The sequence below is a fragment of the Luteolibacter arcticus genome, assembly GCF_025950235.1.
GTDB classification, from domain to species: domain Bacteria; phylum Verrucomicrobiota; class Verrucomicrobiia; order Verrucomicrobiales; family Akkermansiaceae; genus Haloferula; species Haloferula arctica.
Genome location: NZ_JAPDDT010000002.1, coordinates 720676 through 746851, shown reverse-complemented (window position 1 = coordinate 746851; position 26176 = coordinate 720676). Strand labels below are relative to the sequence as shown.

At 63.5% G+C, this 26176-nt stretch carries 24 protein-coding genes; 14 read left to right on the top strand and 10 right to left on the bottom strand.

Annotated features, from left to right (window positions below):
* Positions 1–77: 77 nt before the first annotated feature.
* Positions 78–752: a tRNA (guanosine(37)-N1)-methyltransferase TrmD gene (gene trmD / locus OKA05_RS07820; RefSeq protein ID WP_264486565.1), complete on the top strand. Its 675-nt coding sequence runs from the start codon at positions 78–80 to the stop codon at positions 750–752.
* Between the two features lie 7 nt (positions 753–759).
* On the opposite strand, the gene OKA05_RS07815 is transcribed toward trmD, so the two are convergent.
* Positions 760–1320 carry a sigma-70 family RNA polymerase sigma factor gene (locus OKA05_RS07815; RefSeq protein WP_264486564.1) on the bottom strand — a complete coding sequence of 187 codons (561 nt, stop codon included), beginning with the start codon at positions 1318–1320 and terminating at the stop codon, positions 760–762.
* Positions 1321–1427: 107 nt separating this feature from the next.
* Positions 1428–4454 carry a protein kinase domain-containing protein gene (locus OKA05_RS07810; RefSeq protein ID WP_264486563.1) on the bottom strand — a complete coding sequence of 1009 codons (3027 nt, stop codon included), beginning with the start codon at positions 4452–4454 and terminating at the stop codon, positions 1428–1430.
* A 255-nt stretch (positions 4455–4709) separates the two neighbouring features.
* Here OKA05_RS07810 and OKA05_RS07805 point away from each other — a divergent pair, with 255 nt between their 5' ends.
* The 3 genes from OKA05_RS07805 (at position 4710) to OKA05_RS07795 (ending at position 7674) form a co-directional block, all read left to right on the top strand.
* Positions 4710–5765, top strand: coding sequence for an NAD(P)-dependent alcohol dehydrogenase (locus tag OKA05_RS07805; protein ID WP_343226953.1), 1056 nt, complete (start codon positions 4710–4712; stop codon positions 5763–5765).
* Positions 5766–5794: 29 nt separating this feature from the next.
* Positions 5795–6301: a nuclear transport factor 2 family protein gene (locus tag OKA05_RS07800; RefSeq protein WP_264486561.1), complete on the top strand. Its 507-nt coding sequence runs from the start codon at positions 5795–5797 to the stop codon at positions 6299–6301.
* A 203-nt stretch (positions 6302–6504) separates the two neighbouring features.
* A complete protein-coding gene (locus OKA05_RS07795; protein WP_264486560.1) occupies positions 6505–7674 on the top strand; it encodes a coiled-coil domain-containing protein in 1170 nt (389 codons plus the stop codon).
* Between the two features lie 107 nt (positions 7675–7781).
* Here OKA05_RS07795 and OKA05_RS07790 read toward each other — a convergent pair whose 3' ends face one another.
* Entirely contained in the window at positions 7782–8597 is an 816-nt protein-coding gene (locus OKA05_RS07790; protein WP_264486559.1) for a helix-turn-helix domain-containing protein, read from the bottom strand.
* Between the two features lie 110 nt (positions 8598–8707).
* Between OKA05_RS07790 and OKA05_RS07785 the strand changes: the two genes are divergently transcribed.
* On the top strand, positions 8708–11566 hold the full coding sequence (locus tag OKA05_RS07785) for a PSD1 and planctomycete cytochrome C domain-containing protein (RefSeq protein ID WP_264486558.1): 2859 nt from the start codon (positions 8708–8710) through the stop codon (positions 11564–11566).
* On the top strand, positions 11563–13029 hold the full coding sequence (locus OKA05_RS07780; protein WP_264486557.1) for a DUF1501 domain-containing protein: 1467 nt from the start codon (positions 11563–11565) through the stop codon (positions 13027–13029). The genes OKA05_RS07785 and OKA05_RS07780 overlap by 4 nt, the downstream gene beginning before the upstream one ends.
* Positions 13030–13096: 67 nt before the next feature.
* On the opposite strand, the gene OKA05_RS07775 is transcribed toward OKA05_RS07780, so the two are convergent.
* Complete coding sequence (locus OKA05_RS07775) at positions 13097–14647, bottom strand: hypothetical protein (RefSeq protein ID WP_264486556.1); 1551 nt, start codon at positions 14645–14647, stop codon at positions 13097–13099.
* A complete protein-coding gene (locus OKA05_RS07770) occupies positions 14551–15276 on the bottom strand; it encodes a hypothetical protein (protein WP_264486555.1) in 726 nt (241 codons plus the stop codon). Before OKA05_RS07770 ends, OKA05_RS07775 begins: the two co-directional genes overlap by 97 nt.
* Positions 15277–15411: 135 nt before the next feature.
* Here OKA05_RS07770 and rnhC point away from each other — a divergent pair, with 135 nt between their 5' ends.
* The 4 genes from rnhC to lhpI all read left to right on the top strand — a co-directional run bounded on the left by rnhC (position 15412) and on the right by lhpI (position 18318).
* Entirely contained in the window at positions 15412–16407 is a 996-nt protein-coding gene (rnhC, locus tag OKA05_RS07765) for a ribonuclease HIII (protein ID WP_264486554.1), read from the top strand.
* 87 nt (positions 16408–16494) lie between these two features.
* Positions 16495–16812 (top strand): HU family DNA-binding protein, encoded by a 318-nt coding sequence (locus OKA05_RS07760; protein ID WP_193212187.1) that lies wholly within the window; start codon positions 16495–16497, stop codon positions 16810–16812.
* A gap of 71 nt (positions 16813–16883) precedes the next feature.
* On the top strand, positions 16884–17366 hold the full coding sequence (locus tag OKA05_RS07755; protein WP_264486553.1) for a septal ring lytic transglycosylase RlpA family protein: 483 nt from the start codon (positions 16884–16886) through the stop codon (positions 17364–17366).
* Between the two features lie 10 nt (positions 17367–17376).
* Positions 17377–18318 carry a bifunctional Delta(1)-pyrroline-2-carboxylate/Delta(1)-piperideine-2-carboxylate reductase gene (gene lhpI, locus OKA05_RS07750; RefSeq protein ID WP_264486552.1) on the top strand — a complete coding sequence of 314 codons (942 nt, stop codon included), beginning with the start codon at positions 17377–17379 and terminating at the stop codon, positions 18316–18318.
* A gap of 27 nt (positions 18319–18345) precedes the next feature.
* Here the strand turns inward: lhpI and OKA05_RS07745 are convergent, their stop codons facing one another.
* On the bottom strand, positions 18346–18528 hold the full coding sequence (locus OKA05_RS07745; protein WP_264486551.1) for a hypothetical protein: 183 nt from the start codon (positions 18526–18528) through the stop codon (positions 18346–18348).
* A gap of 162 nt (positions 18529–18690) precedes the next feature.
* Here OKA05_RS07745 and OKA05_RS07740 point away from each other — a divergent pair, with 162 nt between their 5' ends.
* Complete coding sequence (locus OKA05_RS07740) at positions 18691–19575, top strand: DUF4394 domain-containing protein (protein WP_264486550.1); 885 nt, start codon at positions 18691–18693, stop codon at positions 19573–19575.
* A gap of 89 nt (positions 19576–19664) precedes the next feature.
* Here the strand turns inward: OKA05_RS07740 and OKA05_RS07735 are convergent, their stop codons facing one another.
* The 4 genes from OKA05_RS07735 to OKA05_RS07720 are packed head-to-tail and all read right to left on the bottom strand — an operon-like array spanning position 19665 to position 22128.
* A complete protein-coding gene (locus tag OKA05_RS07735) occupies positions 19665–20138 on the bottom strand; it encodes a nucleoside deaminase (protein WP_264486549.1) in 474 nt (157 codons plus the stop codon).
* A gap of 26 nt (positions 20139–20164) precedes the next feature.
* Entirely contained in the window at positions 20165–21280 is a 1116-nt protein-coding gene (locus OKA05_RS07730) for a WD40/YVTN/BNR-like repeat-containing protein (RefSeq protein WP_264486548.1), read from the bottom strand.
* 28 nt (positions 21281–21308) lie between these two features.
* Positions 21309–21578: a MoaD/ThiS family protein gene (locus OKA05_RS07725; protein WP_264486547.1), complete on the bottom strand. Its 270-nt coding sequence runs from the start codon at positions 21576–21578 to the stop codon at positions 21309–21311.
* Positions 21579–21627: 49 nt separating this feature from the next.
* Entirely contained in the window at positions 21628–22128 is a 501-nt protein-coding gene (locus OKA05_RS07720; RefSeq protein WP_264486546.1) for a hypothetical protein, read from the bottom strand.
* Between the two features lie 173 nt (positions 22129–22301).
* Between OKA05_RS07720 and OKA05_RS07715 the strand changes: the two genes are divergently transcribed.
* The 3 genes from OKA05_RS07715 to OKA05_RS07705 all read left to right on the top strand — a co-directional run bounded on the left by OKA05_RS07715 (position 22302) and on the right by OKA05_RS07705 (position 26110).
* Positions 22302–24800 carry a histidine kinase gene (locus tag OKA05_RS07715; protein WP_264486545.1) on the top strand — a complete coding sequence of 833 codons (2499 nt, stop codon included), beginning with the start codon at positions 22302–22304 and terminating at the stop codon, positions 24798–24800.
* Complete coding sequence (locus OKA05_RS07710; protein ID WP_264486544.1) at positions 24797–25459, top strand: response regulator; 663 nt, start codon at positions 24797–24799, stop codon at positions 25457–25459. Before OKA05_RS07715 ends, OKA05_RS07710 begins: the two co-directional genes overlap by 4 nt.
* Positions 25460–25618: 159 nt before the next feature.
* The gene (locus OKA05_RS07705) at positions 25619–26110 is read left to right on the top strand and encodes a helix-turn-helix domain-containing protein (protein WP_264486543.1); all 492 of its coding nucleotides are present in this window, start codon (positions 25619–25621) and stop codon (positions 26108–26110) included.
* Positions 26111–26176 lie beyond the last annotated feature (66 nt).

Below are 26176 nucleotides of genomic sequence, written 5' to 3'. Positions count from 1 at the left end.
CGGCGCAGCCATTCCGCTATAGCTGCAGAAGATTCGCGTTCCTTCGCGTCCATTCGCGGTTAAAACCCGGCCGCCGAATGCGCATCGACATCCTCACCCTCTTTCCCGAGATCGCCCTCGCCCCGCTCGGCGAGAGCATCATCCGCCGGGCGCAGGACGCCGGGCTAGTGGAGATCCGCGCCCACAACATCCGCGACTGGTCCACCGACAAGCACAAGCGCACCGACGACACCCTCTGCGGTGGCGGCCAAGGCATGCTGATGATGCCCGGCCCGATCTTCGCCGCGATCGAGGAACTGCGCACCCCGGAGTCGAAGGTTATCCTCATGACCCCGCAGGGAAAGGTCTTCAAGCAGGCCATCGCCCGCGAGCTGTCGGAGGAAAAGCACCTCATCCTGCTCTGCGGCCACTACGAGGGCGTCGATCATCGGGTAATCGAGGCGCTGGTCGACGTGGAACTATCGATCGGCGACTACGTCCTCACCAACGGTGCCATCGCCGCCGCGGTGGTGACGGACGCCATCGTGCGGCTGCTTCCGGGCGCACTCGGCGACGAGCGTTCGCATCAGGACGAATCGTTTTCCGATCCCGGTTTGTTAGAAGCGCCGGCCTACACCCGCCCGATCGATTTCCGCGGGATGAAGGTGCCGGACGTGCTGATCTCCGGCCACCACGCAAAAATCGCGGCTTGGAAAACGGAGAGGGCGCTCGAGCGCACGCGAGAGAACCGGCCGGACCTGTTGGACCAGTGATCACGGGTCAATCCGGCTCGCCGTCAATCTCCCGGAACAGCCAGGCGCGGGAGAAATTCCAGTAGTTCTTCACCGTGGAAACGGACACCTTCAGCAGCCGTGCGATCTCCTCGTTCGTCATGCCGGTGAAGTAGCGGAGTTTCACCACCTGGGCCTGCGCCGGATACTGGAGAGAAAAGCGGTCGAGCGCTTCATTCACCGCGAGCATTTGCTCGTCTGGAAGCGGCGACATCACTTCGAACTCCCCCATCGGCACCCGTTCCAAGTCGCCGCCATGCCGGCGGGTTTGTTTGCGGCGGGCGCGGTCGATCAGGATATGGCGCATGGCCTCCGCGGCGGCGGAGAAGAAATGGGCCCGGTCGTTGAAGGTCGGCGTCGCTGACCCTACCAGCTTCAGCCAAGCCTCATGGACGAGCGCCGTCGGTTGGAGCGTCTGGCCCGGCGGCTGTTGCGACATCCGGAAAGCGGCGAGCTTGCGCAGCTCGTCATAGACCAGCTTGAGCAGTTCCTCGGCGGCATTCGGCTCGCCTTGCTCGACTGCCGCAAGCATGACCGTGACATCACTCATGGAATCGGGGGAAGATGGATTCGGAAGCGTTGCCAAACTTCGCCAATGCCCCTCCGATTGCAATCGCAATGGATTGCTGGCGCGGCTCTGAAACAGAATGAAACTCTTCATCGGGCCGATCCTTCGATCAGCGTGCGGGCCTCGGCAAGTAACGTGCGGGCGATGATCCAATCCCGCCAATCACCGCCTAGATCGCCGCTTTCCAGGGATGGCAGCTTCGCAAATGCGGCCGAGCTGCCCGCCAAGTGCGCCCGCGCCGCATCGAACTGCTTCAATTGGTGATTCGCCATCGCCAGGATTGCGCCCGCCTCCACCGCGGCATGAGGAAGCAAGCCTTTCACCTTCTCCGCCCACTCGATGGCCTCCGCAAAGTTCCCCTGACGGTATTCCGCCAGTGCCTTGCAAAAATGAAACAAGGGCGAGGAGGCCCTTCCCGCTCCTTTGCTCACGGCGACCTCCGCCAACGCCGCGGCCGCCTTCACGTCGCCCTCCGCCGAAGGCATGATGAGGCAGTCCTTGGCCATGCGGTCCGCCAGGAATGGATCCGTCGGCGCGACGAAGCGTTTGAGAATCCTGTCGCAGAGTTCGCGATAAGCTTCGATTTCCCCCTCGGCAATGAGGAGCGGGGCCAGCGTGTGGTAGAGTTCATGGTCCCCGGGCTGCAATGCCACGAGCTTTTCGCCAAGTGCCATGGCTTCCGCCCACTTGCCGGTCCTAGCGAGGAACTCCGCCCGGATCTTCCACAGCGGGACATTCTCCAAGGTGATCGGAAACCCGGGGGGCATCAGCTCCGAGAACAGGGCATCGACCTCAATCCGCTTCTTCTGGACCAGCATCAGCTTGATGAGATCCTCCAAGGCTTTCGCGGTGGCCGTGGGATCCTCCTCATCCGTTCTATTCCGTGAGTTTTCGAATGCCTCACGATACAGGGCTTCGGCCTCACCGGTCTTTCCGGCAGCACGTTGCAGATTCGCCAAAGCCATCAGCGATGAGGTCAGATGGGGATGACCTTTCACCAGCATTTCGCGCCGTATCGCGACCGCGCGTTCGTAGCATTCCCTCGCCTCACCGGACTTCCCTTGTCTCTGGAGCACCGCCCCGAGAGCGTGGTGGATGAGTGCAATGCTGTGATCTTCGGTTTCCTCGCGGTTCTTCCTTTCCTCGATCAACTGCCGGAAGAGCTGCTCCGCCTCGCTGATCTTCCCGGCAGCCACCAATACGCTGCCGAGATTGCTGGACGCGGAAAGAATGCGGGAATCCGCGGGTGGCAGAATTTTCCGCCGTAACTCCAGGACGCGGCGCGACAAGGACTCCGCCTCCTCAAGCCTGCCTTCCAGCCTGCGCAAAACCGAAAGGTTTGCGAGCGTCTCCACCGCCCTAATCTCCTCCAGCAAGCCAAGGCGTTTCCACAGATCGAGAGCGGCCTGGAGTTCGGCCTCGGACTCGTTCCATCTGCTCTGGCGAAGCAGTACGAGACCAAGGAAGCTATGAGCCCTTGCAGCTCCAACCGATTCCGGAAGCGAGACCCTCCCGAGAAGCTCCAGGACCCTCCGGAACATCTGCTCGGAGGTTTTGTAAGCCCCAAGGTCCGCATAAACGACGCCGAAGATGTAGCGCAGCTCCGCCTCCGCTTCTGGCTGCCCTGCCAAGCCTTCCGCGATCCGGTGATTCGCGCGATCGAGGATCTCCCTCAGCATCCGGGTGTCCCTTCCCTTGGCGGCCGAGGGAGCGACGCCTGCCAGCGTTTCTTTGAGGAAAGTCACAACTTGCTGGCTGGTCGCGGCGGCGGCCTGTGCACGGCGCTTTTCCAAGTCGGCCTGGCGGCGTGCCTCCCGCTCGCGGGAGAGCAGTATGGAAGTGATCGCCAAGGCCGCTGACAGCAGCAATCCGATCACCAGCAGGCTGCCGGCCAGCAGGCGATTCCGCACCATCCACTTCCGGAGCTTGTAGAGAGAGCCGGGAGGACGCGCCGTGATGGTTTCATCCGCGAGGTAGCGCTGCACGTCCGTCGCCAATGCGTTGGCCGTCGGATAGCGCCGGGCGCGATCCTTCTCCATCGCCTTCATCACGATCCAATCGAGATCGCCCCGCACGACCCGGATCAGACGCAACGGCTCGCTCTGCCGGTGCTGTGCGGTCGCGGTCAGGTCTCCTGCCTCCATGCATTTCAGACGGGTGGAGGGGAGGACGGGATCCCTGTCCAGAATCACCCGGCGGATTTCATCCAACCCGACCTTGAGCAGCTCACGCGCATCGAAGGGAGTGGTGCCGGTCAGCAGCTCGTAGAGCAGTACGCCGAGACCGTAGATGTCGGTGCGCGTGTCCACATCCACGTTGGTGAACGCCGCCTGCTCCGGGCTCATGTAGGCCGGTGTGCCGATGAGCATTTCAAAGGCGGTGAAGAGCGTGTTGTCGGTCAGGCGCTGGCCGGTGATCGCCTTGGCCACGCCGAAATCGATGACCATAGGCAAGGCGTCGCCCGCCGAGGTGCGGGTCACCAGGATGTTAGACGGCTTGATGTCCCGGTGGATGATACCCTTCTGATGGGCGTGCTGGACCGCGTGGCAAACTTGCACGAAGAGTTCCAGCCGCTCAGTAGTGGACAACGCGCTCTCGTCACAGAACTCCGTGATCCGGATACCGTGGATCAGCTCCATAACGAAATACGGCCGGCCGGTGGGCGTCACCCCGGCGTCGAAGACCTTGGCGATATTGGGATGATCCATCATCGCGAGCGCCTGCCGCTCCGCCTCAAAGCGGGTGATCACGCTCTTCGTATCCATGCCGGGCTTGACCAGCTTGAGCGCCACGCGGCGGCGGATCGGCTCCTCCTGCTCTGCCATGAAAACGACGCCACAGCCTCCCTCGCCGATCTGCTGAAGCAGTTTGTAAGGGCCGATCCGGTCGCCCGCAGCCTCCCCGGCGGGCTCGCTCGCGGTGCCCTGCTGGAGGATCGCCACCGGCTCACCCATGAAATCGCCCGCGCGGTCGTGGGCTAGCAGCAGGCTTTTCACCCGCTCGCGCAAGGCTGCATCGCCCCCGCAGGCGTGGTCCAGATAGCGGACCCGCTCTTCGGGCGCGAGGCCGAGCGCCTCGTTGAAGAGGGCGATGACCGGATCGGGAGAAGAGTTCATCTCAACCGCTTACGTCTTTCGATGAAATCGTTCTCGATGGCAACTGGATAGCCAATCGGACAAGACCAGGCCTCCAGGTGGATAACGAGATCGCGCGTCAAAAAAGGCCGATCGATTTTCGCGAGACCGGTACCACGCGTCCCGACCAAAAAAATCTCACCGGCGTTTGTCCCTTTTCTTCCGGGATCTCGTTTCACTGACCGGCGGCAATGATGCCGCCATCCAATCCCCACCAGAAAAGAAAGGACCTTAGTTATGTTGGCCGCTCGCATGCATGAATTCCACAAGCCCCTGATCCTCGAGGAGGTGCCGGTGCCCGAGATCAAAGCCGACGAGATTCTCGTCCAAGTGAAAGCCGCAGGCATGTGCCGCACGGACGTGCAGCTCCTCGATGGCTACTTCCGCAAGTATGCGGAATCGAAGTTTCCGCTGACCCCCGGTCACGAGATCGCGGGCATCGTCCACAAGATCGGCAGCCTCGTGCCGAAGTCCGCCGGATTTGAGGAAGGCGACCAGGTCGTCGTGGTCGGCGGCTGGGGCGATGGCACCTGCCGCCACTGCCAGGAGGGCAACACCCAGATCTGCAGCCACGGACAGTGGCCCGGCTTCGGCCCCTACGGCGGCTATTCGGAATTTGTGCCCGTTCCCTCCCGCTACCTCATCAAGGTGGACAAGAGCCTGAAGGCCGAGGAACTGGCGCCGCTCACCGACGCTGGACTGACTCCCTACCGCGGCATCAAGAAGCTGCGCAATGCCGGTGCCCTGGGACCCAACCGGGTGCTGGGTGTTGTCGGCGTCGGTGGTTTGGGTGCCTACGCCGTCCAGTATGCGAAGCTGCTGGGAGGGGGTGCCACGGTCGTGGCCTTCGCCCGTCATCCCGACAAGCTCGCGGTCGCCGCCGAATACGGTGCGGACCACGTCATCAGCACCAAGGGAAAATCCACCGCCGACATCCGCAAGGAACTCAACAACGCCGTCGGCAAAGGCGACCTCGACGCGGTCATCGACTGCGCGGGTGCGCCTGAGATGATCCGCATGGGATTCGAGCTGCTGGCCGTCGGCGGACACTACTCCTCCGTCGGTCTCGTGGGAGACCAGATCGATATCCCGCTGTTTCCGTTCGTGGCCCGCGAGTACACCTACCACGGGTCTTTCTGGGGAAACTACAACGACCTCAGCGAGATCATGGCGCTCGCGGCGCAGGGAAAGATCAAGCACACCGTCAAGTCGATCACCCTTCAGGACGCGAACGAGAACCTCGAGCTGCTGAGAACCGGCGACATCGTCGGCCGGGCCGTAATCCGGTTCTAACAGACGCATTTCTCCACCCCGGTCGCACCATGAAATTCCAACCAAAGTTCCTTTCCTTCGCCCTGGCCCTTGCCATCGGATGGCTCGCAGGAACCTCTGCCATGAACGCTGCGGAAAAGACACCGAGCGCCCCCGAAGCCAACAAGCAGTTGATCCGTGAAAGCTTCGACCGTTGGCGCGCCGGAACCGGAGGGCCCTTCGAACTGCTCGCCGAAGACGCCACGTGGACGATCACGGGAAATTCCGTCGTCGCCAAGAAATACGCGACCCGCGAGGAGTTCCTGAGCACCGTGATCAGGCCCTTCAATGCGCGCGTGACGAAGCCGCTCGTCCCCACGGTGCGAAGCCTCCACTGCGACGGCGACACGGTGATCGCCCTGTTCGATGGAGAAGCCACCGCCCGCGACGGCAAGCCGTATCGCAATACCTATGCATGGTTCATGGAGATCAAAGATGGCAAGATTGTCACCGTCACCGCCTTCTTCGATGCCATCGTCTTCGACGAGTTCTGGAAACGGGTGGCTCCGAAGGAGTGAGATTCCAGCGTCATTGCTGGGGAAATCTGGAGTCACGGCCGGAATTCCTGCTTGGAAGGAAATCCTCCCAATCTCGTGCATGATGCACCACCGAGCTCCTTCAGGCACATTTAGTATGAAGTTTGATTGATTACCGCAATTTGTTGATTAAGTAGGTCTCAAGGTTGCGGGAAATGTTTCCTGCGACCCAAACCTTGGAATCAATGAAACGCACCACTGCACCCATCTGGCTCACCCTCGTGGTCGCTGCCAGCCCGCTTGTCAGGGCGGAGAACGCACCCGCTTCTACGCAGACCGCACCGGCCCCCACCGCCGCCGTTTCCGAGGCCGACGCACTCGCCGGCCTTCAGAAGAACCTCGAAACGATCAACAAGACGATCCACAACGCTCGCAAGGAAGCGGCCGATACGGCCGCCCAGCGTGATGCCGCGCGGACCGAAGCCACCGCCCTGCGCGAGGCGAAGCAACAGCTCGAGCAGCAGCTCGCCGGTCTGAAGCAACAGCTCGGCTCTTCCAATCAGGAGATCTCCCAATGGAAGGACAAGGCGGGCGTGCTCGAGAAGAAGCTCGGCGCAGGCGAAGAGGCCTACGCGAAGCTCGCGACCTTCCGCGACGAGATGGGCGCCGCCATGAAGGAATTCTCCGCGCTCAAGGGCGGTCTCGCCGAAGTCCGCAGCGAACTCCAAGCCCCGGCCGAGCGAGTTGCACTGAAGAAAGAGGCGGAGACCCTGAAGGCCGCCAATGCGGATCTCGCCAAGCGCTGCGAAATCGAAGGCAAGGCGCATGCCGGCACGAAGCAACAGCTCTCCATGAGCGAAAATGCTCTCTCCAGCCTCAAGCAGGCTTTTGCGAAGCTCACCTCCGACGTGAAGTCGAAGACCGAGGAACTCGCCAAGGTGATCCGCGAGCGCAGCGAACTCGCCGCCAAGCTGGCCGAAAACGAAAAGGCCATCGTGGCGGTCCGCACCGAAGCCGAAGGGCTGAAGAAGGCGACCACCACGATCGCGAAGGAACGCGACGATGCCCGCGGCGAACTCTCCGCGACGAAGGACACGCTCGCGCAACTCCAGAAGGAAGCCGCCCAGCTCCGCCATACGGTTGGACCGCTTGCCGCCGAGATCAAGGCTGCCAAGGAACAGTCGGAACTCGCTACCGCCGCCATCCGCGAGGCAAATGTCGCGCGCAAGCGTGCGGAAGACGCCCAGTTTGCCCTCCAGAAGGAGTTGGCTTCGGTGAAAGGCGAGCTCACCACCGCCTTGACCAATCGCGACGCGCTCAAGCAGCAGATCGCCGCGAAGGCGACGGAGATCGACAGCCTCCGCAAGACCGTCGAGGAACTCAACGCCCGTACCGCCCAAATCCAAACGGACTGAGAGAAAACGCCGCCTTTTCTGCCACGGCCGGAACCCTCGGGGTTCCGGCCGTTTTTCTTGGCGGGTACCCTTGCCGTCAGGCGATCAACATCCCGACGCTGTCGATTTCACCGTGCCTCCTGGCGCGTCCGGTACTGCCGCGGCGAGCGGCCGGTGACCTGCTTGAAGACGCGGGAGAAATACGCCTCGTCGCTGAAGCCGAGCGTGCGGGCAATCTCCGCGGATTTGAGATCGGTGGAGTCGAGCATCCGGGCCGCCACATTCACGAGCTGATGGCGGTGGTAGCGATGCGGCGCGACGCCAGCGTGCGCCTTGAACTTCCTACGAAAGGTTTCGTAGTTCATCCCGAGGTCGTGCGCGGCTTGGGCGGCATCCGCTTCCGGCCGCGATAGCAGCCGGCAGGCATCGGCAAACCATGCCGGGGCCGAGTTCGTCGCCCCGGAGGCGTCGCCACCGCCCTCCAAGGCCGCAGCCAACAGCTTCTGGAAGGCACAAAGCCGCAACAGGCTGCCGGAATTTTCCTCCAGCATCTCGCGCTTGAACTCCGCGAGCCAGCTTTCCGGGTCCGCCAGGCGACCGGTCGGACGCTCGGGATCGAGCTGGCCATGCATCCGCCACGCTTCGAAGACCGGCCCCTCAAACATCACGTAAACCTCATCCCAGCCGCCCGGCCGGTCCGGGCGGTAGCAATGGCCGATTTCCGGGAAAACAAGGATCCAGTCGCCGGCCGAAAGACTGCGCTCCCGGCCGGATTCGTCCTCGTAGTGGCCCTCGCCGCGGGTGATGACGATCAGCGCGTAGCGTCGCAGATAGCGGAAACGCGACATCCGCCCGCTGGAGTGGACGACCTCTCCAACCTCCACCAGCGAACCCAGCGGGGTGTGGACCTGCTGCGCCCAGATTTTCCAATGGTGGCCGCTCACCACCGACCCTTACGGGGGATTTGCGCCCATAATCCACAAGTATTATCCTGTTCGTCCAAGTCGAGGGAGGTGAAAGATCCGCCACCTTCGTCGTATATTCCCGCTACCTGATGCGTCTCCACCTGCTCGTCCTAGCCCCGCTGACCCTCCCGCTCGCCGCGGAGGAGCCGGTCGATTTTAACCGCGACGTCCGGCCAATCCTCACCAAGAACTGCACGACCTGCCATGGCGGCGTGAAGCAGGCCGGCGAAACCTCGTTCATTTATCGCGAGGAAGCGCTCGGCAAAGGCGAGTCCGGCAAAACGATCGTGGTTCCCGGCGACCCGGCGGCGTCGGAATTGATGCGGCGCATCAAGAGCTCCGATCCGGACGAGAAGATGCCACCGCCTGAGGAGCATCCCAATGGCTTGGAACCGGCGCAAATCGACACCCTCGAGCGCTGGATCAAGGAAGGCGCGAAGTGGGGCGAGCACTGGTCATTCCAAAAGCCGGTCGAGCCGCCGGCCCCCGTTCTGAAGAACGCGGAGTGGCCGCAGATCGGCCTCGATCGCCACGTCCTCGCTAAGCTGGAGGCGGAAGATCTTTCCCCGATGCCCGAAGCCCCGCCGGCCGAGTGGTTCCGGCGCGTGACGCTCGACCTCACCGGCCTGCCGCCGACGCTCGAGGAGTGGGAAGCTTTCCGGCAGGCCGTCGCCGCCAATCCAAAACCCGCCATGGTGGCCGCGGTGGACCGCCTGCTCGCGTCGCCCCAGTTCGGCGAGCGCTGGGCCGCGATGTGGCTCGATCTCGCGCGCTACTCCGACACCACGGGCTTCGAGAAGGACCCGCACCGCGACATCTGGCCCTTCCGCGACTGGGTCATCCGGGCGCTGAACGCGGACATGCCCTTCGACGAGTTCACTCGCAAACAGCTCGCGGGTGATTTGTTAGAGAAGCCCGAGCCTGGCGATCTGATCGCGGCGGCTTTCCATCGCAACACCCAGAACAACACCGAAGGCGGCACCGATGACGAGGAGTATCGCGTCGCTGCCGTGATGGACCGGGTCAACACGACGTGGACCGCGTGGAATGCCACGACCTTCGGCTGCACCCAGTGCCACTCGCACCCGTACGACCCGTTTCCTCACGACGATTACTACAAGTTCATGGCGTTCTTCGACAACAGCGAGGACAGCGACCTGAACAACGAGTTTCCCAAGACCAAGGCCACGAACAATCCGGACCAGCAGGCAGAGTCACAGCGCGTGGAAAAGGAGATTCAGCACGACCGCGACGTCCTCAATCAAGCGGTGCTGTCCCTCGCCAAGGAAATCAGCGGTTGGCAGACGGTGAAGTCCGACTCCGCCGTGGCATCTGCCGCCACCGGCAAGCTCGAGCAGCAAGCCGATGGCGTGTTCCTCGCCAGTGGGACCAACCCGACCGCCACCGTTTTCACCGTCACCACACCGGCGTCAAAGCTGGGCGTGTTGCGGCTCGACATCCTGCCGATGAGCGATGACCCGGCGAAGTGGAGCGAGCACGGCGCGGTGGTCACCAAGCTGGAGATCGACCGAATCCTCGCTGACGGCGCCCGCCAGCCGGTGAAGCTGAAGGAAGTCGTCTGCGATTTCATCGCCGGCCCATTCGACCAACATGGAGTGGTCCAGGGCGGCGGCGGTTTCGGCGATTACCCGGTGCTGCGGGGTCCGCGCACCGGCTGGTTCGTGGCGGAAAAGGTCGAGGATTCGCCGCCGGGCTCTCGCTTCGAGATCCGCCTCAAGCATGGCGTGACCTGCAACGAGACGCAGGGCTGCGTGATGCGGAAATTCCGCCTCGCCGTTTCTCCAGATGACCGGCTGACCCAATACGTGATGAGCCCGGAGCGGGCCGCCGCGTGGATCGCCCACGGCCAACTCAAGCAGGCCTACGGCGCCATCCCTGGCATCATGATGCCGGTGATGCAGGAGCGCCTGCCGGACGCCACACGCGACACCCGCGTCTTCCTCCGCGGCAACCGCATGACCAAGGACAAGTCAGTCCAGCCGGCCATCCCCGGCCTCACCGGCGGCGCCAAGAAGAAAAACGGCCGCCTGACGCGTCTCGACATGGCCAAGTGGCTCACCGGGCCGGAGAATCCGCTCGCCGCCCGCGTGATGGCGAACCGCCTGTGGGCCGAACTTTTCGGCATCGGCATCGTGGAAACCCAGGAAGACTTCGGCAGCTCCGGCTTGCCGCCTGCGAACCAGCCGCTGCTAGATCACCTCGCGCTGCGTCTTCGCGATCACCATCAGTGGCACCTCAAGCCCTTCCTGCGGGAGCTAGTACTATCCGCATCGTACCGGCAGTCGTCGAAGGCGACGCCGAAGGTGCTTGAGCATGACCCGAAGAATCAACTCGCCTCCCGCGGCCCGCGCCAACGACTGACGGCGGAAATGGTGCGCGATCAGGCACTGCTCGTTTCCGGTTTGTTGTCGCGCAAGCAATTCGGCAAGCCGGTCTATCCGCCGCAGCCGGAAGGCGTGTGGAAGTCGGTTTACAGCGGTGCCAAGTGGGACACCTCACAAGGCGAGGATCGCTACCGCCGCGCACTCTACACGTACTCGAAGCGCACCAGCGGCTACCCGGCCTTCCTCACCTTCGACGCGCCGACCCGCGACGCCTGCTCGGCCCGCCGCATTTCCACCAACACGCCGCTGCAAGCACTGGTAACGCTGAACGACCCCGCTCACATCGAACTCGCGCAGGCCTTCGCGAAGCGAATGGAAGGCGCGAGTGTCGAGGAACGTCTGGCACGGGGTTACAAGATGCTGACGCTTCAAGACGCGCCTCAGCCGGTGATCGCCACGCTCGCGAAACTTCACGCCGACGCCAAGGGGGACTACGAGAAAGCCCCGGCCGAATCCGCCAAGCTCGGCGCCACACCCGAGGAAGCTGCGATGGTGCTCGTCGCCAACACGCTGCTCAACTCCGACCTCGCCCTGACCCGATGAACGTTTTCCAAGAACTCCACCTCGACCGCGCGCGGCACGTCACCCGGCGGCATTTCCTGCAGAACTGCTCGATCGGCCTCGGCGGGATTTGGCTCGGCTCGCAGGGCTACGGAGCGGCACTGAAGAAGGATCCCGCGGACCCCTTGCGGCCGGATCTCTCGCACTTCGCGCCGAAGGCGAAGCGGGTGATCTACCTCCACATGGCCGGCTCGCCGAGCCAGCTTGAACTCTTCGACTACAAGCCGGAGCTCGCCAAGCTCGATGGCAAGGACTGCCCGAAGGAGTACATTGAAGGCAAGCAGTTCGCCTTCATCCAGGGCGTGCCGAAGATGCTCGGCTCGCAGTTCCCTTTCCACCAGGCAGGCGAGAGCCGCCAGTGGATCTCCGACCGCCTGCCGAAGTTCGAGCAGGTGATCGATGAGGTCTGCTTCATCAAGTCGATGTGGACGGACCAGTTCAACCATGGCCCGGCGCAGCTCCTGATGCACACCGGCAGCCAGCTCCCGGGCTCGCCCTCTGCTGGCGCATGGGCGACCTATGGTCTCGGCTCGGAGAACTCAAACTTGCCGGGCTTCATCGTGCTCACCTCCGGCGGCAAGAACCCGGACGCGGGCAAATCCGTGTGGGGCTCAGGCTATCTGCCCAGCGTCTATCAGGGCGTGCAGTGCCGCTCCCAAGGCGAGCCCGTGCTATACCTGAAGAATCCCGACGGCGTCTCGCAGGCATTGCGCCGCCGCACGCTGGATGCGCTCAATGACCTGAACCAACGCGTGGCCACCGACTTCGGCGACCCCGAGACCGTCACCCGCATCGCCCAGTATGAAATGGCATTCCGCATGCAGATCCACGCATCGGACGCCTTCGACCTGAAGCAGGAACCGGAAACGATCCACAAGCTCTACGGCACCCGCCCGGGGCAGGAGTCTTTTGCGAACAACTGCCTGCTCGCCCGTCGTCTGGCCGAGCGCGGCGTCCGCTTCATCCAGCTCTTCGATTGGGGTTGGGACTCGCATGGCACCGACAAGGGCACCGACCTTAAGCAAGGCTTCGTCGACAAGTGCAATCAGATCGACCAACCGATCGCCGCGCTGCTCAACGACCTCAAGCAGCGCGGGCTGTTAGACGAGACACTCGTCATCTGGAGCGGCGAATTCGGCCGCACCCCGATGCGTGAGAACCGCGGTGGCGTCGAAATGCCCTACGTCGGTCGCGACCACCACACCGGTGCGTACACGCTGTGGGCCGCCGGCGGCGGGGTGAAGCGCGGCTTCTCCTACGGCGAGACCGATCCGGTCGGCTACGACGCAATCATCGACAAGGTCAGCGCCCACGATTTCCACGCGACGCTGATGACCCTGTTAGGCTTCGACCACAAGCGGCTGACCTATCCCTTCCAAGGACTCGACCAGCGCTTGTCGAACGTCACCAAGCCCTCGCGCGTGGTGAAGGAAATCTTCGCCTGAAGGAAAAACGCGAAACCCCGTCCGCTGGGGAAGCGGACGGGGCAAGGGAGGGTTCGCCAGGGGTAAATCAGTTGTCCTCGCTGCCGCTCACGCGGAAGAAGTTCGCGCCACTGCCGACCGGCACCAACGCTTCCACGCGATCGTAGTCGGCGGGCACGCCGGATTGATCCGTAGCGTTGGCCGGAACGACGGTGCTGGGATCCCAAACCCCTGCGAGGTCGGGATTCTCCTGCAACGCGTAGGTGGCACCGGTCTCGCGCTCGAGCCACGTCAGCCGCAAGCCCGTCTGGGTGCGAGTCGCGGAGATCGGACGCTCCGCCCCGCTGGCCGGCGAGGTGCCGAAGAGGAACTCATCCTCATTCGTCATGCCGTCTCCATCGGGATCACCGCCACGGGAAGAATCGGAGAGTCCGATGAAGGTGGCGATCCAGGCGTTGAACCACGCAGGAGGGCCCACATGGCTGAAATAGACGACCGCCAACTCTTGCTGAACCCCATCCGGGCCAAGGTTGAAATTGCGATCCGCACCCTGCTCGTAGCCGAAGTTCGGGCCGCCATCGATGAAGAACTTGTAGGTGCCGAAGGCGACGCCCTCGAAGCCCACCGCCTGATAGGGGCCGGTGTAAATGCCGTCGCTGTCGGGATCTTCCAGGACCACGCCGGTGGTTGTGTTCCAGCCATTGAACTGACCGATAACGCGCACTGTATCACCAAGCTCGAAGTCGCCGTTGCTGATCGCCACGCTCATGTTCACTTGGAAGACCACCTCGCGCGACTCCGGCGCAGGCACCAGCGGATCGGGGTCCACATCGTCGTCCAGGCCATCGTCATCGGTGTCCTTGTTGCGCGGGTCGGTATTGGCGGTGAACTCGGCTTCGTTGTTCACGTTGTCCTCATCCTCGTCTGCACCCGCGATCAAGCCGTAGGCCGCGAGGTAAGCCGTCGCATCGGCGAAGTTCGGCCGGGTCAACGTGTAAGTGGGAGCCAGGGAGTTCGTGTCGAAGGTGAAGCGATGGATGCCGCTGGCGGTGACGATGCGATTGATCTCGCCGCCGTTCGCCGCTGCCACGCCGGCCGTGCCGCTGGCGCCCCAGTTCCGCGTCCAGGATCCCGCAGCGAACTTGTAGGTGATCTGGGCTTTCGGCACGGTGAAGTGGTAGTCGAGTGCCCACTGATATTGCTGGGTCAGATCGGTTCCGACGCGGGTCATCTCGTTCGTCGGATCGCTGACCCCGGTAGCATCCCAAGTGCCGGGAGTGTTGAAGGTGCCCGGCACCACCATCTTGGCGTGGTTGAAGCGGTTCGGGTTCTGCTGGTAGGCTCCTTCGATGGTGGGATCGACTTCTTCCCCGTCGGAGACGCCGTCACCATCCGAATCAACGACCATGGGGTTCGTGCCCGTATCCTCGGGACCATCATAGATACCATCGAGCGTTTCCCAGCCGTCCCAAAGACCGTCGAAATCCGTGTCCTGAAACGTCGGATTGAGGCCGAGGTCGAGATCGAACTCCTGCTGGTTGGTCAGGTCGTCCTGATCGTAGTCGGTCGAGGCAAGCGCATCATTCCCCGTGAGGCCGAAGTCGGCGATCCACGTCGCATAGTCCGCGGTGCCGGGCATGACGAAGGTCTTTGCCGGATTAGGCGTGCCGGCGACGATATTGGTGGGAAAGGTCCGGGCCAGTCGTTGATGGAGGTGGTCGCAGCGGAAAGCGCATCCACGGCACTGGGACCGCCGTTCGCGCCGCTCGAATAAACATCGAAGGAGAACGTTTCTCCCGGCGAGAGTCCGAGTGCCGCGGTCGTGGTGGTGATCGTCACGCCAGTCGCGTCGCGGGTGACTGTCGGCGTCGCCGTGTTGGCCCAGTTCGTGGCGTAGGTCCAGACTTGGCCGGCAGCTCCCGATGGTCCGCCGTCGTTAACCCAAGAGGCCACCCAGTGCGTCATTCCGCCGGCCATGTGGATGGGTCGGCCCCATCCGTTGCCGGTGATCGCCCCGCCGGGATTCGAGCGGATGCCGATCATGTAATTGCCCCAATTGGTGGCTATCGGGCTACCAGTCAGGTTGATCTTGAACGTGATATCCGCGCCGGTGGCATCGACGGTCACATCGACCGAGGTGATGTCGAGGTGGGGCTGCGAACTCGCCAACCCCACCTCAGCGGTGGCATCGGCGTAGTTCTGCGTGGTTAGGGCAAAGGCCGCGCTGGAGGAAAGCCCCAGCGCAACAAGGGATCGAAGGAGTTTCATGGGTTATTAGTGGCGGGTCGGTGCCGGTTGCCTTGGGTTGCAACCTCCCTGGCGGGAGAGGCACTTCACTCCACTGGATGTCAGTTCCCGCGGAATGGGTTTAAAAAATCCTTCGCGTTCGTTTCTCCCGCCCCCATGAAGATGCGAAAATCCTTGGCCTTCACCGCACTGCGACCGTTCCCTTGCGGCGTGTCCCTGACCTCCCACACCGCACCGCTCACCACCGCCCAGGCCGCCCGCCTGCGGGAGGTGTTGGAGGAGCGCGGCTATGAGTTCGAGGCCAAGCCCTACACGCTCTTCGCCGCGAAGAAGGGCAAGCTGAACGTGTCCGTCTACGAGAAGGGCCCGAAGGTGCTGGTGCAGGGCAAGGAAACCGAGGACTTCATTCGCTTCATCTTGGAGCCCGAGGTGCTCGGCGAGGCCCGGTTAGGCTACGAGGAAGAGTTGGATCCCGAGATGTTCGCGCCGCACTTCGGCATCGATGAAAGCGGCAAGGGCGATTACTTCGGCCCGCTGGTCATCGCCGGGGTCTATACCGATACGACCGTCGTCCGGGCACTGATGGCCGCGGGGGTGATGGATTCGAAGCGGATCTCCAGCGCAAAACGCATCCGCGACCTCGCCGCGAAGATCCGCGAGGTGCCGGGCGTCGCGACCTCGGTCGTGGCGATCGGCCCGGAACGCTACAACGGGATGTTCGCCTCGTTCGGCAATCTCAACCGCCTGCTCGCCTGGGGCCATGCCAAGGTCATTGCAAATCTTGCAGCCCAGCGGCCGGCCTGCCCGCGCGCCCTGAGCGACCAATTCGCCCGGCCCGACGTGCTGGCACGCGCGCTCAAGCAGCAAAATATATCCATCCAGCTCGACCAGCGGACCAAGGGAGAATCGGACATCGCCGTGGCCGCCGCATCCATCCTCGCTCGCGAGCGTTTCGTGGAGTGGATGGACAAGACTTCCTCCGCGGGAGGTATTGTGCTACCATTGGGAGCTTCCGCCGCGGTAATCGAGGCCGCCAAGCAGGTCGTCGCCAAGCACGGAATGGAGGCGCTTGGCAAGGTCGCAAAGCTGCATTTCAAGACCACGGCAGCGGTCAGCGGTGATTCAAACGGCGCTGGCATGGATCCAGCATGATTTTTCGCACTTTTTCGCGGGACAAACACCGCCCTCTGTGGTGTCCAATCCCCCCGCTGCACGCAGAACCATTTCACCCGTAAAGCCATGGCAACCATCACCAAACGCGAGCTCGTCATCAAAATCTCCAACGAAACCGGCCTCACCCAACAGCAGGTGTTCGACGTGATCCAGAAGACCCTCGATTCCATCACCGATTCCCTCTCCAACGGCGACACCGTGGTGATGCGGAATTTCGGCGCCTTCCAGGTGAAGGAGACCAAGGCCAAGATCGGCCGTAACCCGAAGGATCCGGACAAGGATGTGCCGATCCCCGCCCGCGCCGTCGTCAAGTTCAAGCCGGGCAAGGAAATGAAGGAGCAGGTCGCCCGCACCCTGCCGATGATCCGCGAGCGCGATAAGTAATGCCCGCCTTGCCACGCCGGAGGAAGTCCGATGCCGGCCCGAACGAAGGCCGCGGACCTCTTCTCCGGCTTTTGCCATTTTTGCTACTGGCCTCCTGCGCCTATCCGGGTGGCGATTACCGGGGCTATCAGACCAAGTCGTACCACGTCCGCGGGCAGACCTATCACCCGATGGACGTGGACCAAGCGATCCACCACGTCGAAAGCGGCACCGCCTCCTGGTACAATGAGTCCAGCTTCTTCGGCCTCAAGCGCGGCCAAACCTCGCTCGGTGAAAAGGTCATGCCGTGGCACCTGATCGCCGCGCACAAGACCCTGCCCCTGCCCTGCATGGTGCAGGTCACCAACATTGAGAATGGCAAGTCGGTGAAATGCCGGGTCAATGACCGCGGCCCCTTCATCGGCGACCGCATCATCGATCTCTCGCCTCGCGCCGCGAAAAAGATCGGCTTCAGGGACCAAGGGCTGGCCGAGGTGGAGGTGAAGGTCCTCTCCGTCGGCGACGGCGAATACAAGCGCAGCGCGAAGAAGAAGTGGTTCTTCGGAATCTTCTGACCACGGCTTCATGAAAATCCTCGAGGAAGAGCAGGTTCACGCCGCGCTGCGGTATCCGGACTTTATCAGAGCGCTGCGCGAAGCCTTCGCCGGCGACTACACCATGCCGCCGCGGCAGGTGATGCTGCTCGATCCGTCCTCACCGGGGCATGAAGCGTTCGCGATGCTGCCGTCGTGGAACGACCAGGTGATCGCGCTCAAGGCGTTCACCTACTTTCCGCAGAACCAAGCGCCCTTTCGCTCGCTCTATTCGAAGATCCTCATCTTCGATCGCGCGAATGGCGTGCCGCTGGCACTCGTCGATGGCGCAAGCGTGACCTACTGGCGGACGGCCGGTGTCTCGGCGCTGGCGGCGGACTTTCTCGCGCGCAAGGATGCCATTACTCTCTTCCTGTTAGGAACGGGCCGGCTTGCACCCTACCTCATCCGTGCCCATGCGAGCGTGCGCGCGATCCAGCGCGTACTGGTATGGGGCAGGGATCCGGACAAGGCCCGCGCTTTGATCTCCGCCGCGGCCGCCGAATATCCCGGCATCAGCTTCGACGTCGCCGAAGACATCCAAGCCGCATGCGGCGAAGCGGACGTCATCGTCGCCGCCACTGGCAGTCCCGATATCCTCGTCCGCGGTGCCTGGGTGAAGCCCGGCACCCACACCGATTTCCTGGGCAATCATCACGCCGACAAACGCGAGTGCGATACGGAACTGGTGACGCGCTCGAAGGTGTACGTGGACACCCGCGCGAACTGCTTTCGCGAAGCGGGCGAGATCCTCGTGCCGATCGCCGAAGGCGTCTTCTCCCAAGAGCAAGTGACGGGTGAACTCGCCGACCTCTGCCGTGGCACCGTTCCCGGCCGAACCTCGGAAGAAGAGATCACCCTCTTCAAGTCCGTCGGCTGCGCCCTCGGCGACCTTTGCGGAGCCCTGGCGGTGTATCGGGCCGGGACTGACTGAGGGCCTCCTCGACGGCGTCTCGACTGACTATTCGGCGATCACCACCAGCCGGATGAAAAGCGCTTCCTTGCCCGCCATCGGAACGGCAAAGACGTGGCTTCCACCGCTGCCGGTGTCGGGAATCGGCAGCCAGGAACCGAGATCGGAGGTCGCATACTCCTCACCGTAAATGACCCCGCTGATTCCCGGCGGCTCCCGAGCCGGTGCCATGAAACGTTACCCCGATGATCGTCGCGGCTCAGGAGCGGGGCAGCTCGAGGCCACCGAATAGGGGTATCCGAAAACGGTCTAGAAAGGGGATTTGCCCCCATCGATTTGGTGGGAAGATCCACGAGTCTGGTTCAATCGCGGCTACCTAACCAAAAAATCAACATGTCCTCTCTCTCATTTTCCCTCCCGGCGATCGCCTTCGGCCTGTTCGTTTCTTCTGCCAACGCGGTCACGATCTACACGATCGGCAGCGACAACAGCTTCTACTCCTTTGACTCGGCCGCTCCCGGAGCGGTGAGCCAGGTGGGTACCTCCGGTGCCGCCACAGGCTACGTCGATGTTGACATCTACGGGGCAAACGGCGCGCTCTACGGGATCACCGGCAGCGGCGCTGGATCCCGGATCAACACTGCGAACGGCACAAGCACCAGCGCCTGGACGCCAAACACCAACCCGATCACGGGCTCGGTGAACGCGTTCGACTTCAATCCGTTCGCCGACCGGGTCCGGGTGATTTCCAATGGCGGGGCCAACAACTACCGTATCCAGCCGGATGTTGCCTCCTTGCCGCAGACGGTGACGAATCCCGGCGGTGTCCTGGTGGACGGCGGATTCACCTTCACCGATTCGTTGGGAGGCGCTCGTGCGGGCATCACGGTGCTGGGCGCAGGATACACGAATCCGGGCGACAATCCCGGGTCCGCGGTTTTGTACACGCTTTCCTCGGATGGTTTCCTCAATTCGCACACCACACCTGCCGGAACGTTCGGGAACGGGGTGGCGGTCAGTGCCTTCGGCCTGGGCTTCACACCCACAGGCAGCGGCTTTGACATCGACCTGACAAACACCGGCTACGCGTTGGCCAACGTTGCCGGCGTCACCAACTTGTATACGATCAATCTCACCACTGGTATCAGCAATCTGGTCGGGGCGGTCGGTAATACTCCGGGTCTGACCTTCACTGGATTGGCAATCGTTCCCGAGCCCTCCACCGCGCTGCTCGGCGTGCTTGGAGGTCTTGCGCTCGTGCGCCGGCGCCGCAACTGAGTGCCGAAGCCCTTGTTCGCTGGATTCGGATCATTCTTGCAAAGGTCTCGTCGAAGCACTTCGGCGGGACCTTCGTGCGTTCGAACTCTTCAGTAGGCCACCCGGTCCGGCAGTGAAAGGTATTCGGCCAATAGCACCTTTGCTTCCTGACCTGGCGACTCGGTAATCGCCACGTCCCGCTCTTCCAGCGGCAACGAGAACTGGCGGTAGAACTCGCGATCGTCGAAGCCGATGGTCGCAGCGTCGGAAATACTAAATCCATAGTAGATGCGGCCGATCCGTGCCCAATGGATCGCCCCGAGGCACATCGGGCAGGGCTCGCCGGTCGTGTGGATCTCGCAGCCCGCCAGACTGAACGTGCCGAGCCGGGCACAAGCCTCGCGAATGGCCACGACCTCGCCATGGGCCGTCGGATCATTGGTGGCGAGCACACGGTTGTGACCCTCCCCGATGATTTCGCCATCCTTGACCACCACCGCTCCAAAGGGGCCGCCCGCACGGGTTTTCATGCCCATCCGGGCAAGCTCAATGGCGCGGCGCATGAAGCGGGGATCGTCGGACATGAGAACTCTCTAGCAAATCGCGGGCCTCAGGCGAAGCGCACGCAGTAAACCGGCGGCAAGTGCGCCGTGAGCAGCTCCCACGAATCCCCCTGGTCCTCGCTGACCCACAGCGCGCCGGTGGTGGATCCCATCACCAGCACGTCACCACTGGCGTCGATGTCGAGACCGTGGCGATAGATCAGGTCGTAGCATGGCGAGGGGGGGAGGCCCTTGCTGAGGACCTCAAAGGATTTGCCGCCGTCGCGGGTGCGGGTGACAACGAGTTCGCCATCGACCGGATAGCGGAACTCGTCCTTGCGTGCCGGCACGAACCACGCGGTGTCCGGCTCCTTGGGATGCACGGCGACGGCGAACCCGAAGCCGGACGGCTTCACGCCGGGAATCTCCTGCCAACCGCGGCCCGCCCCATCGGAGCGGTAGATGCTGCAATGGTGCTGCACCCAGCAGCGATCCGGCACCGTGGGACACATCACCATGCGGTGCGGGTCCTGGCCGTCCGGCTCGGCCCCGCCCTGCTCGGCCGGCAGGAAATCGTAGGTCATGCCGTGGGCGCCTTGCTCCCAGGTTTCGCCACCATCCTCCGTCAGCCAGACGCCGCCGCAGGAAATGGCGACCGCCAAGCGCTGGGAATTGCGTGGATCGACACAGATCGAGTGGATGCCGGGAAAATCGTAGCCACCCCCGCCCCAATCGGCGCGCTCGGGCCGGTCCCACAATCCGCGAACAAGCTCCCACGTCCTGCCACTGTCGGTGGAGCGAAACAGGCCACCGGGAATAGTGCCACACCACAGCAGGCCCGGCTGATCAACGCCGCCGGTTTCCAACGACCACACCTTTTCCAGCGACCACGGGACGACCAGATTGCGGAAGTTGTCGCGGATCTCCGGCACGTCATCCGGTTTCGGCGGATAGACGACGCCGGCCATCTCTTCCCACGTGGCCCCGCCATCGGCGGAGCGGTGCATCTTGGTGCCGAAGTGGCCGTGCTCGAGGGCAGCGTGAAGCAGTCCATCCCGGCGATCGTGGAGCAGCATCGGGACATGGATGCCGAGAAACCATTCGCCCGCCGGGGTCCAGTGGCCGTTGGTTTTCTCGAACGCGAAGAGGCCCTTGCGGGTGCCGACGTGAATTCGCGGTTTCATGGTGATCTTCCTTTCGACGAACGGGAGGTCAGCCGCCGGACAAAGCCTGCATCACAAAAATCTCGCCACCCGACGGCAGCGGGTCACTCAGGCCGACACGGTCCTTCACCGACTCCCCGTCGAGGAAGACGGCGATGTGCTTCCGCACCGCGCCGGCGTCATCCAGCACGTAGCCGCGCAGCCGCGGGTTCTCGGACAATACTTCCTCCAGTGCCTCCCGCACGGTGCCACCGGAAACGACCGAGCGCGGGGCATCCACATGCGTCTGGAGGTGCTGCGTGAATGCGATGGAAGCCATGGTCCAAGACCATGGAAACGCGGCGCGCCCTCGTCAACGCGGGATCAGATCAACCGCCGGCCGGCGATTGGACCGGGCTCCCTTCGATGACCGGCTCGCGCTGCGGCAGCGCCGGAGCCGCGGGGGCAGGCACCTTGGCCTGCTTCTTCAGCTCGCGGATGATCTTGGGCACGGCCAGCACCAGCAGGCGGATCCGGCCGTCCGAATCGCGTGACCATTGCAGATCGAGATTGGTGCGGATGCCATTCACCTTCACCGAGTACCAGGTGTGGCGCACCATGTGATCGCGCAGCGACAGGATCCGTCCTAGCAGGTGACGGGCATGACGCACGCTGAAGCCGCTCTCGACTTGCTCCGCCACGCAGGAAAGGAACGGTTTCAAGTGATCCGGCCGGACCCGGATCTCAAAGCTGCGGCGCGGCGTGCAGGCCGTCTCGAGTTCGTCCAACAACTCCTCCGAACTCGAGTTGCGGCTGCGATCAAGCCGTCTTTCCAGCCAGCGTGCGAATATCCACCCGAAAAACAGGCCACCCGCCAGAATGGCAGGCACAATGAATGAAGCTTGGGGCATCGAATGTCAGTCGTCCGGTCATCTCGGGGGGAGGTGCGGTAATGGGGGATCTAATGGTTAGGACCACGAAAAGGGCAAGCTGTTCAATGTTCGCAGCTTGCAACGCGCTCGGCAGGCAGTTCAGTTGAGGTCGAATGCGGGTGCTTCAGCTCATGGCAGCGGTGGGAATGACGGCGGCGGCCCTGCCCGTGGCGGCCTTCCAGCCGTACGAAGCAGACGAGCACACGCTGCACTTGTGGCACCTCGATGAAGCCGGCCCGCCGTTCAAGGACGATGGCGTGAGCCCCTCGCCACTGCTCGGCCTGCTCAATGGCGCGAAGGCGGGTCAACCGCCGTTCCCGGGCTTCGGCGCGGCGATTTCGTTCCAACCATCGCCGGGGGGGGATCGCGACTACGGGCCGATCCTTCTGGCCAAGCAGGCCTTGGACAGCGGACCGAAGGACAATGTCGATCCACCGTTCCCGATCATGGGAAACGACGGGGCCTTCACGATCGAGGCCTTGGTGAAGTTCAACGTGATGCCCGCAGACGCCACCGGGCTGGCGCTCGACATCGTCAGCATGGACGACGAGGTGGCGGATAACCGGGTGTTCATTTTCCGGGTCGAAAAGCCGGGCTTCCTGTGTTTCCTGCCGATCAGCGGGAGCGACGTTCGTGGCGGTGGCCTGGCGACCTTGCCCACCAGCGGGCCGCATGCCGTGAACACAACCGACTGGTTCCATGCCGCGGTGGTTTACGACGGCCACGAGTCGGCGGTGAACAACCTGAAACTCTTCTGGACCCGGCTCGGCGCGGGAGACGAGGCCGCCAATTTGATCGGCCAAGGCACCCTGACCGCGGACATCGGCCGGCAACTCGCGGACTTCGCTATCGGGAATACCGGCAACCGCCAGGGAACCTCTTCCCCACGGGAGTTCTTCCCCGGACTGATCGACGAGGTCCGCATCAGCAGCATCGCCCGCCCGACTTACGATTTCTGCTTCGTCAGCGAGGACGAAAAGAAACGCTCGGACGAGATTTTGCGCCGCACCCCCCCCCAGGTGCCTCCGCTGGGCATGCTGCTGCAGCAGGTGCAGGTGGGTGAGCAGCCGATGGTCTTGCCCCGCTCCGGCCAGCCGCTGGTGCTCGGGCCCGGGCTGCACCGCCTGGACTTCGACTTCAGCTTCTTGCCCGGCGTGAATGCCGACCCCCTGGCGGTGCGCTGCCGGCTCGAGGGGCTCGGCGACGAATGGCATCCCGCCGCACGCGGCATGACCATGGAGTGGGAAATGCTTGATGCCACAGGGCTCCTGCTCACGCAGCGGATCTTCGCCACCACGGGGTCGAGCGTCGGCTGGCAGATCGATGCCCTGAGCTCGCCGATGGTGCCGCGCACCGAGCCGCTGTTCATCCCCGAGGGCACGCGGAAAGTCCGCGTGACGGTTTCCTCAGGCACGCCCGATACCACCGGCACCTGGGTCATCGACGACCTCGCGCTGGCCCGCTCCTCCACGCCGCAGAAGAACCTGTGGGTGGACGGCGGCTTCCAGCAGGGCGAGCGGATGAACCAGATCGGCGGCGTCCCACTGCACTGGGAAAGGCGCGGCACCGAACCGGCGATCGCCCGCGTGATGCAAATGCGCGGACCTTCGCTGGGGCTGCTCGATGCGGAACAGCAGCACTCCGCGCAGTGGACCTCCACGCGGGAGCTCGGTGTGAAGCCGGCCAAGGGGGGCGAGACCTTCCTGCTGAGCTGGAAGGAGGCCTTCAACGTCATTCCGGGTGCCTCGCTGCGTGCCAGCTACCTGAACGTGCCGCCGGGCGAGTATGCCTTCCAAGCGATCGCCGTGGGATCGGAACCGCAACCGGCGACGGCGAGCCTCGCCTTTCCTCTCGAGATCAAGCGCCCGATCTGGGAACGCGAGTGGTTCATACCGCTGGCCGTCGCCGCCGGAGTGCTGGCCACCGGCTTGCTTTTCTTCGCCGCGTATCGCCGCCGAACCCGTCACCGCCTGGCGGCCATCAAGCTCCAGCATGCGGTGGAGCGGGACCGCGCGCGCATCGCCCGCGACATGCACGATGATCTGGGCACGCGCGTCACGGTGCTGAATCTCGCCGCGTCATTCGTGCGGCGCGCCATCGATGGCGATCCGGAGAAAGCGCGCCAGCAGGTCGTGCGGCTGGAGTCCGCGGCGCGCGATCTGGTCACCGCGATGGACGGGCTGGTGTGGGCGGTGAATCCCTCGAACGACACGCTCGATCACTTGGCGTCGCACCTCTCCGCCGTGGCCCAGGAAATCTTCCGCGACAGTCCGGTGCGGCTGCGGATCTCGATCCCGGACGATCTCCCGCGCATCACCTTGCGCTCGGATTTCCGCCATCACTTCGCGCTCGGAGTGAAGGAGGCGCTGCACAACATCCTCAAGCACGCGGGACCTTGCGAGGCCACCTTCACCCTGCGCTTCGATCACGGCGCACTCGTCGCGGAGATCGCCGACCACGGCGAGGGCTTCGATCCAGCGATCCCGCGCGAGGGCAATGGCCTGCCAAATCTGGCCGCGCGTTTCACCGAACTCGGCGGCACTTGTGTCATCGAATCGTCTCCCGGAAAGGGCACCCGCGCGATCTTCCGTTGCCAGCTCCCCAAAGTTCCGGCATTGCCGAGGGCATGACTCAGGCCAAGCGCACCATCGCCATCGTCGAGGATGACTCCCTGTTGAGAGAGTCCTTCCGCGAAACGCTGTCCGCTTCCGACAAGTGGACCGTCACCGGCTGCTATGGCCGCGCCGAGACCGCGCTGGAGGGCCTCCAGAAGTCCCCGCCGGATGCCTGTGTCATGGACATCCAGTTGCCCGGACTGTCCGGCATCCAGCTTCTCCGCAAGATCAAGCCGCTGTGCCCGAGCACGCAGTTCCTGATGGTGACCGTGTTCGAGGACACCGACCGCGTCTTCGAGGCACTGGCCGCCGGTGCTTCCGGCTACGTGCTCAAGCGTGACATCGACGCGAAGTTGCTGGAGTCGCTCGACGACGTCGTGGCCGGCGGCTCGCCGATGTCGAGCGGCATCGCCCGCAAGGTGGTGCAGCACTTCCAACTGCCCGTCCAGCTCCCCGTCGCGGCGCCGAGCGAGGACTACCACCTCACCCAGCGGGAGAAGGAAACGCTGGACCTCTTGGCCAAGGGCTACCTCTACAAGGAGATCGCCCATGAGCTCGGGGTGCGGATGGAGACGGTCAGCTTCCACCTCGGCAACATCTACCGGAAGCTCCACGTGCGGACGCGCACGGAAGCGGTGCTAAAGTACATGAAACGCGAGCCAGAGGCTCCGTAACGGGCCCCACGGACGGAGATTCTGTCACTTTTGCGACAACCTCATCTCACTGGAAATCAGTGATTTGAGTAGTTACTAGGTATTCACCTAGGTATCCAAGCGACATTCATTCGGGTAGGGAAGCACGGTCCACTGGAGAAATCCCAGTGCCCGAAACCCATGAAACTCGAAGCTTGCTACGAAGGATCCGCCGACGACGCGGACATGATCGAAGCGCCCGCCGGCTCGTCCGGTGGAGGATATGACTGGAGCAATTCGCGACAAGGGCACCCGTCCTTTCACGAACGTCGCACCACCCTGCCGGAGTGCGACATCCCCGGCATCCGCAAGGCCATCCGCACGATCCGCCACGAGTATTCCCGGCCGCTGACCGTGTCATCGCTGGCTCGCGAGTGCGGCATGTCGGTCCGGTCGCTGCACCGGCTCTATCGCTCCGTGACCGGCAACACGATCGTCCAGGACATCATCGCCCGCCGGATCGAGGCGGCTGCCACGATGCTTCGCGAGGAGGACGTGAAGCTGGAGCCGGTGGCCATGGAGACCGGTCTCGGCAACGCCAAGAACCTCTGCCGGCTTTTCAAGGAGCACTTCGGCCTGACGCCGGGACAATGGAAGGAATCCTTCCACGGCCGCCGCGCCAGCGCGGCCTGAGCGGAAGTTCACCACGCCCGCTCCCACCTGCTATAAAAACAACTCCTTTGAAAGACCGGTAACCCT

What these genes read in the sequence shown, in the direction of transcription:
- OKA05_RS07785 (WP_264486558.1), top strand. Translation starts at nt 8,708, where the DNA reads ATGCGTCTCCACCTGCTCGTCCTAGCCCCGCTGACCCTCCCGCTCGCC.
- OKA05_RS07740 (WP_264486550.1), top strand. Translation starts at nt 18,691, where the DNA reads ATGTCCTCTCTCTCATTTTCCCTCCCGGCGATCGCCTTCGGCCTGTTC.
- OKA05_RS07815 (WP_264486564.1), bottom strand. Translation starts at nt 1,320, where the DNA reads ATGAGTGATGTCACGGTCATGCTTGCGGCAGTCGAGCAAGGCGAGCCG.
- OKA05_RS07715 (WP_264486545.1), top strand. Translation starts at nt 22,302, where the DNA reads ATGGCAGCGGTGGGAATGACGGCGGCGGCCCTGCCCGTGGCGGCCTTC.
- OKA05_RS07735 (WP_264486549.1), bottom strand. Translation starts at nt 20,138, where the DNA reads ATGTCCGACGATCCCCGCTTCATGCGCCGCGCCATTGAGCTTGCCCGG.
- lhpI (WP_264486552.1), top strand. Translation starts at nt 17,377, where the DNA reads ATGAAAATCCTCGAGGAAGAGCAGGTTCACGCCGCGCTGCGGTATCCG.
- rnhC (WP_264486554.1), top strand. Translation starts at nt 15,412, where the DNA reads ATGAAGATGCGAAAATCCTTGGCCTTCACCGCACTGCGACCGTTCCCT.
- OKA05_RS07770 (WP_264486555.1), bottom strand. Translation starts at nt 15,276, where the DNA reads ATGAAACTCCTTCGATCCCTTGTTGCGCTGGGGCTTTCCTCCAGCGCG.
- OKA05_RS07725 (WP_264486547.1), bottom strand. Translation starts at nt 21,578, where the DNA reads ATGGCTTCCATCGCATTCACGCAGCACCTCCAGACGCATGTGGATGCC.
- OKA05_RS07775 (WP_264486556.1), bottom strand. Translation starts at nt 14,647, where the DNA reads ATGCCCGGCACCGCGGACTATGCGACGTGGATCGCCGACTTCGGCCTC.
- OKA05_RS07795 (WP_264486560.1), top strand. Translation starts at nt 6,505, where the DNA reads ATGAAACGCACCACTGCACCCATCTGGCTCACCCTCGTGGTCGCTGCC.
- OKA05_RS07760 (WP_193212187.1), top strand. Translation starts at nt 16,495, where the DNA reads ATGGCAACCATCACCAAACGCGAGCTCGTCATCAAAATCTCCAACGAA.
- OKA05_RS07745 (WP_264486551.1), bottom strand. Translation starts at nt 18,528, where the DNA reads ATGGCACCGGCTCGGGAGCCGCCGGGAATCAGCGGGGTCATTTACGGT.
- OKA05_RS07710 (WP_264486544.1), top strand. Translation starts at nt 24,797, where the DNA reads ATGACTCAGGCCAAGCGCACCATCGCCATCGTCGAGGATGACTCCCTG.
- OKA05_RS07810 (WP_264486563.1), bottom strand. Translation starts at nt 4,454, where the DNA reads ATGAACTCTTCTCCCGATCCGGTCATCGCCCTCTTCAACGAGGCGCTC.
- trmD (WP_264486565.1), top strand. Translation starts at nt 78, where the DNA reads ATGCGCATCGACATCCTCACCCTCTTTCCCGAGATCGCCCTCGCCCCG.
- OKA05_RS07705 (WP_264486543.1), top strand. Translation starts at nt 25,619, where the DNA reads ATGAAACTCGAAGCTTGCTACGAAGGATCCGCCGACGACGCGGACATG.
- OKA05_RS07780 (WP_264486557.1), top strand. Translation starts at nt 11,563, where the DNA reads ATGAACGTTTTCCAAGAACTCCACCTCGACCGCGCGCGGCACGTCACC.
- OKA05_RS07805 (WP_343226953.1), top strand. Translation starts at nt 4,710, where the DNA reads ATGTTGGCCGCTCGCATGCATGAATTCCACAAGCCCCTGATCCTCGAG.
- OKA05_RS07800 (WP_264486561.1), top strand. Translation starts at nt 5,795, where the DNA reads ATGAAATTCCAACCAAAGTTCCTTTCCTTCGCCCTGGCCCTTGCCATC.
- OKA05_RS07730 (WP_264486548.1), bottom strand. Translation starts at nt 21,280, where the DNA reads ATGAAACCGCGAATTCACGTCGGCACCCGCAAGGGCCTCTTCGCGTTC.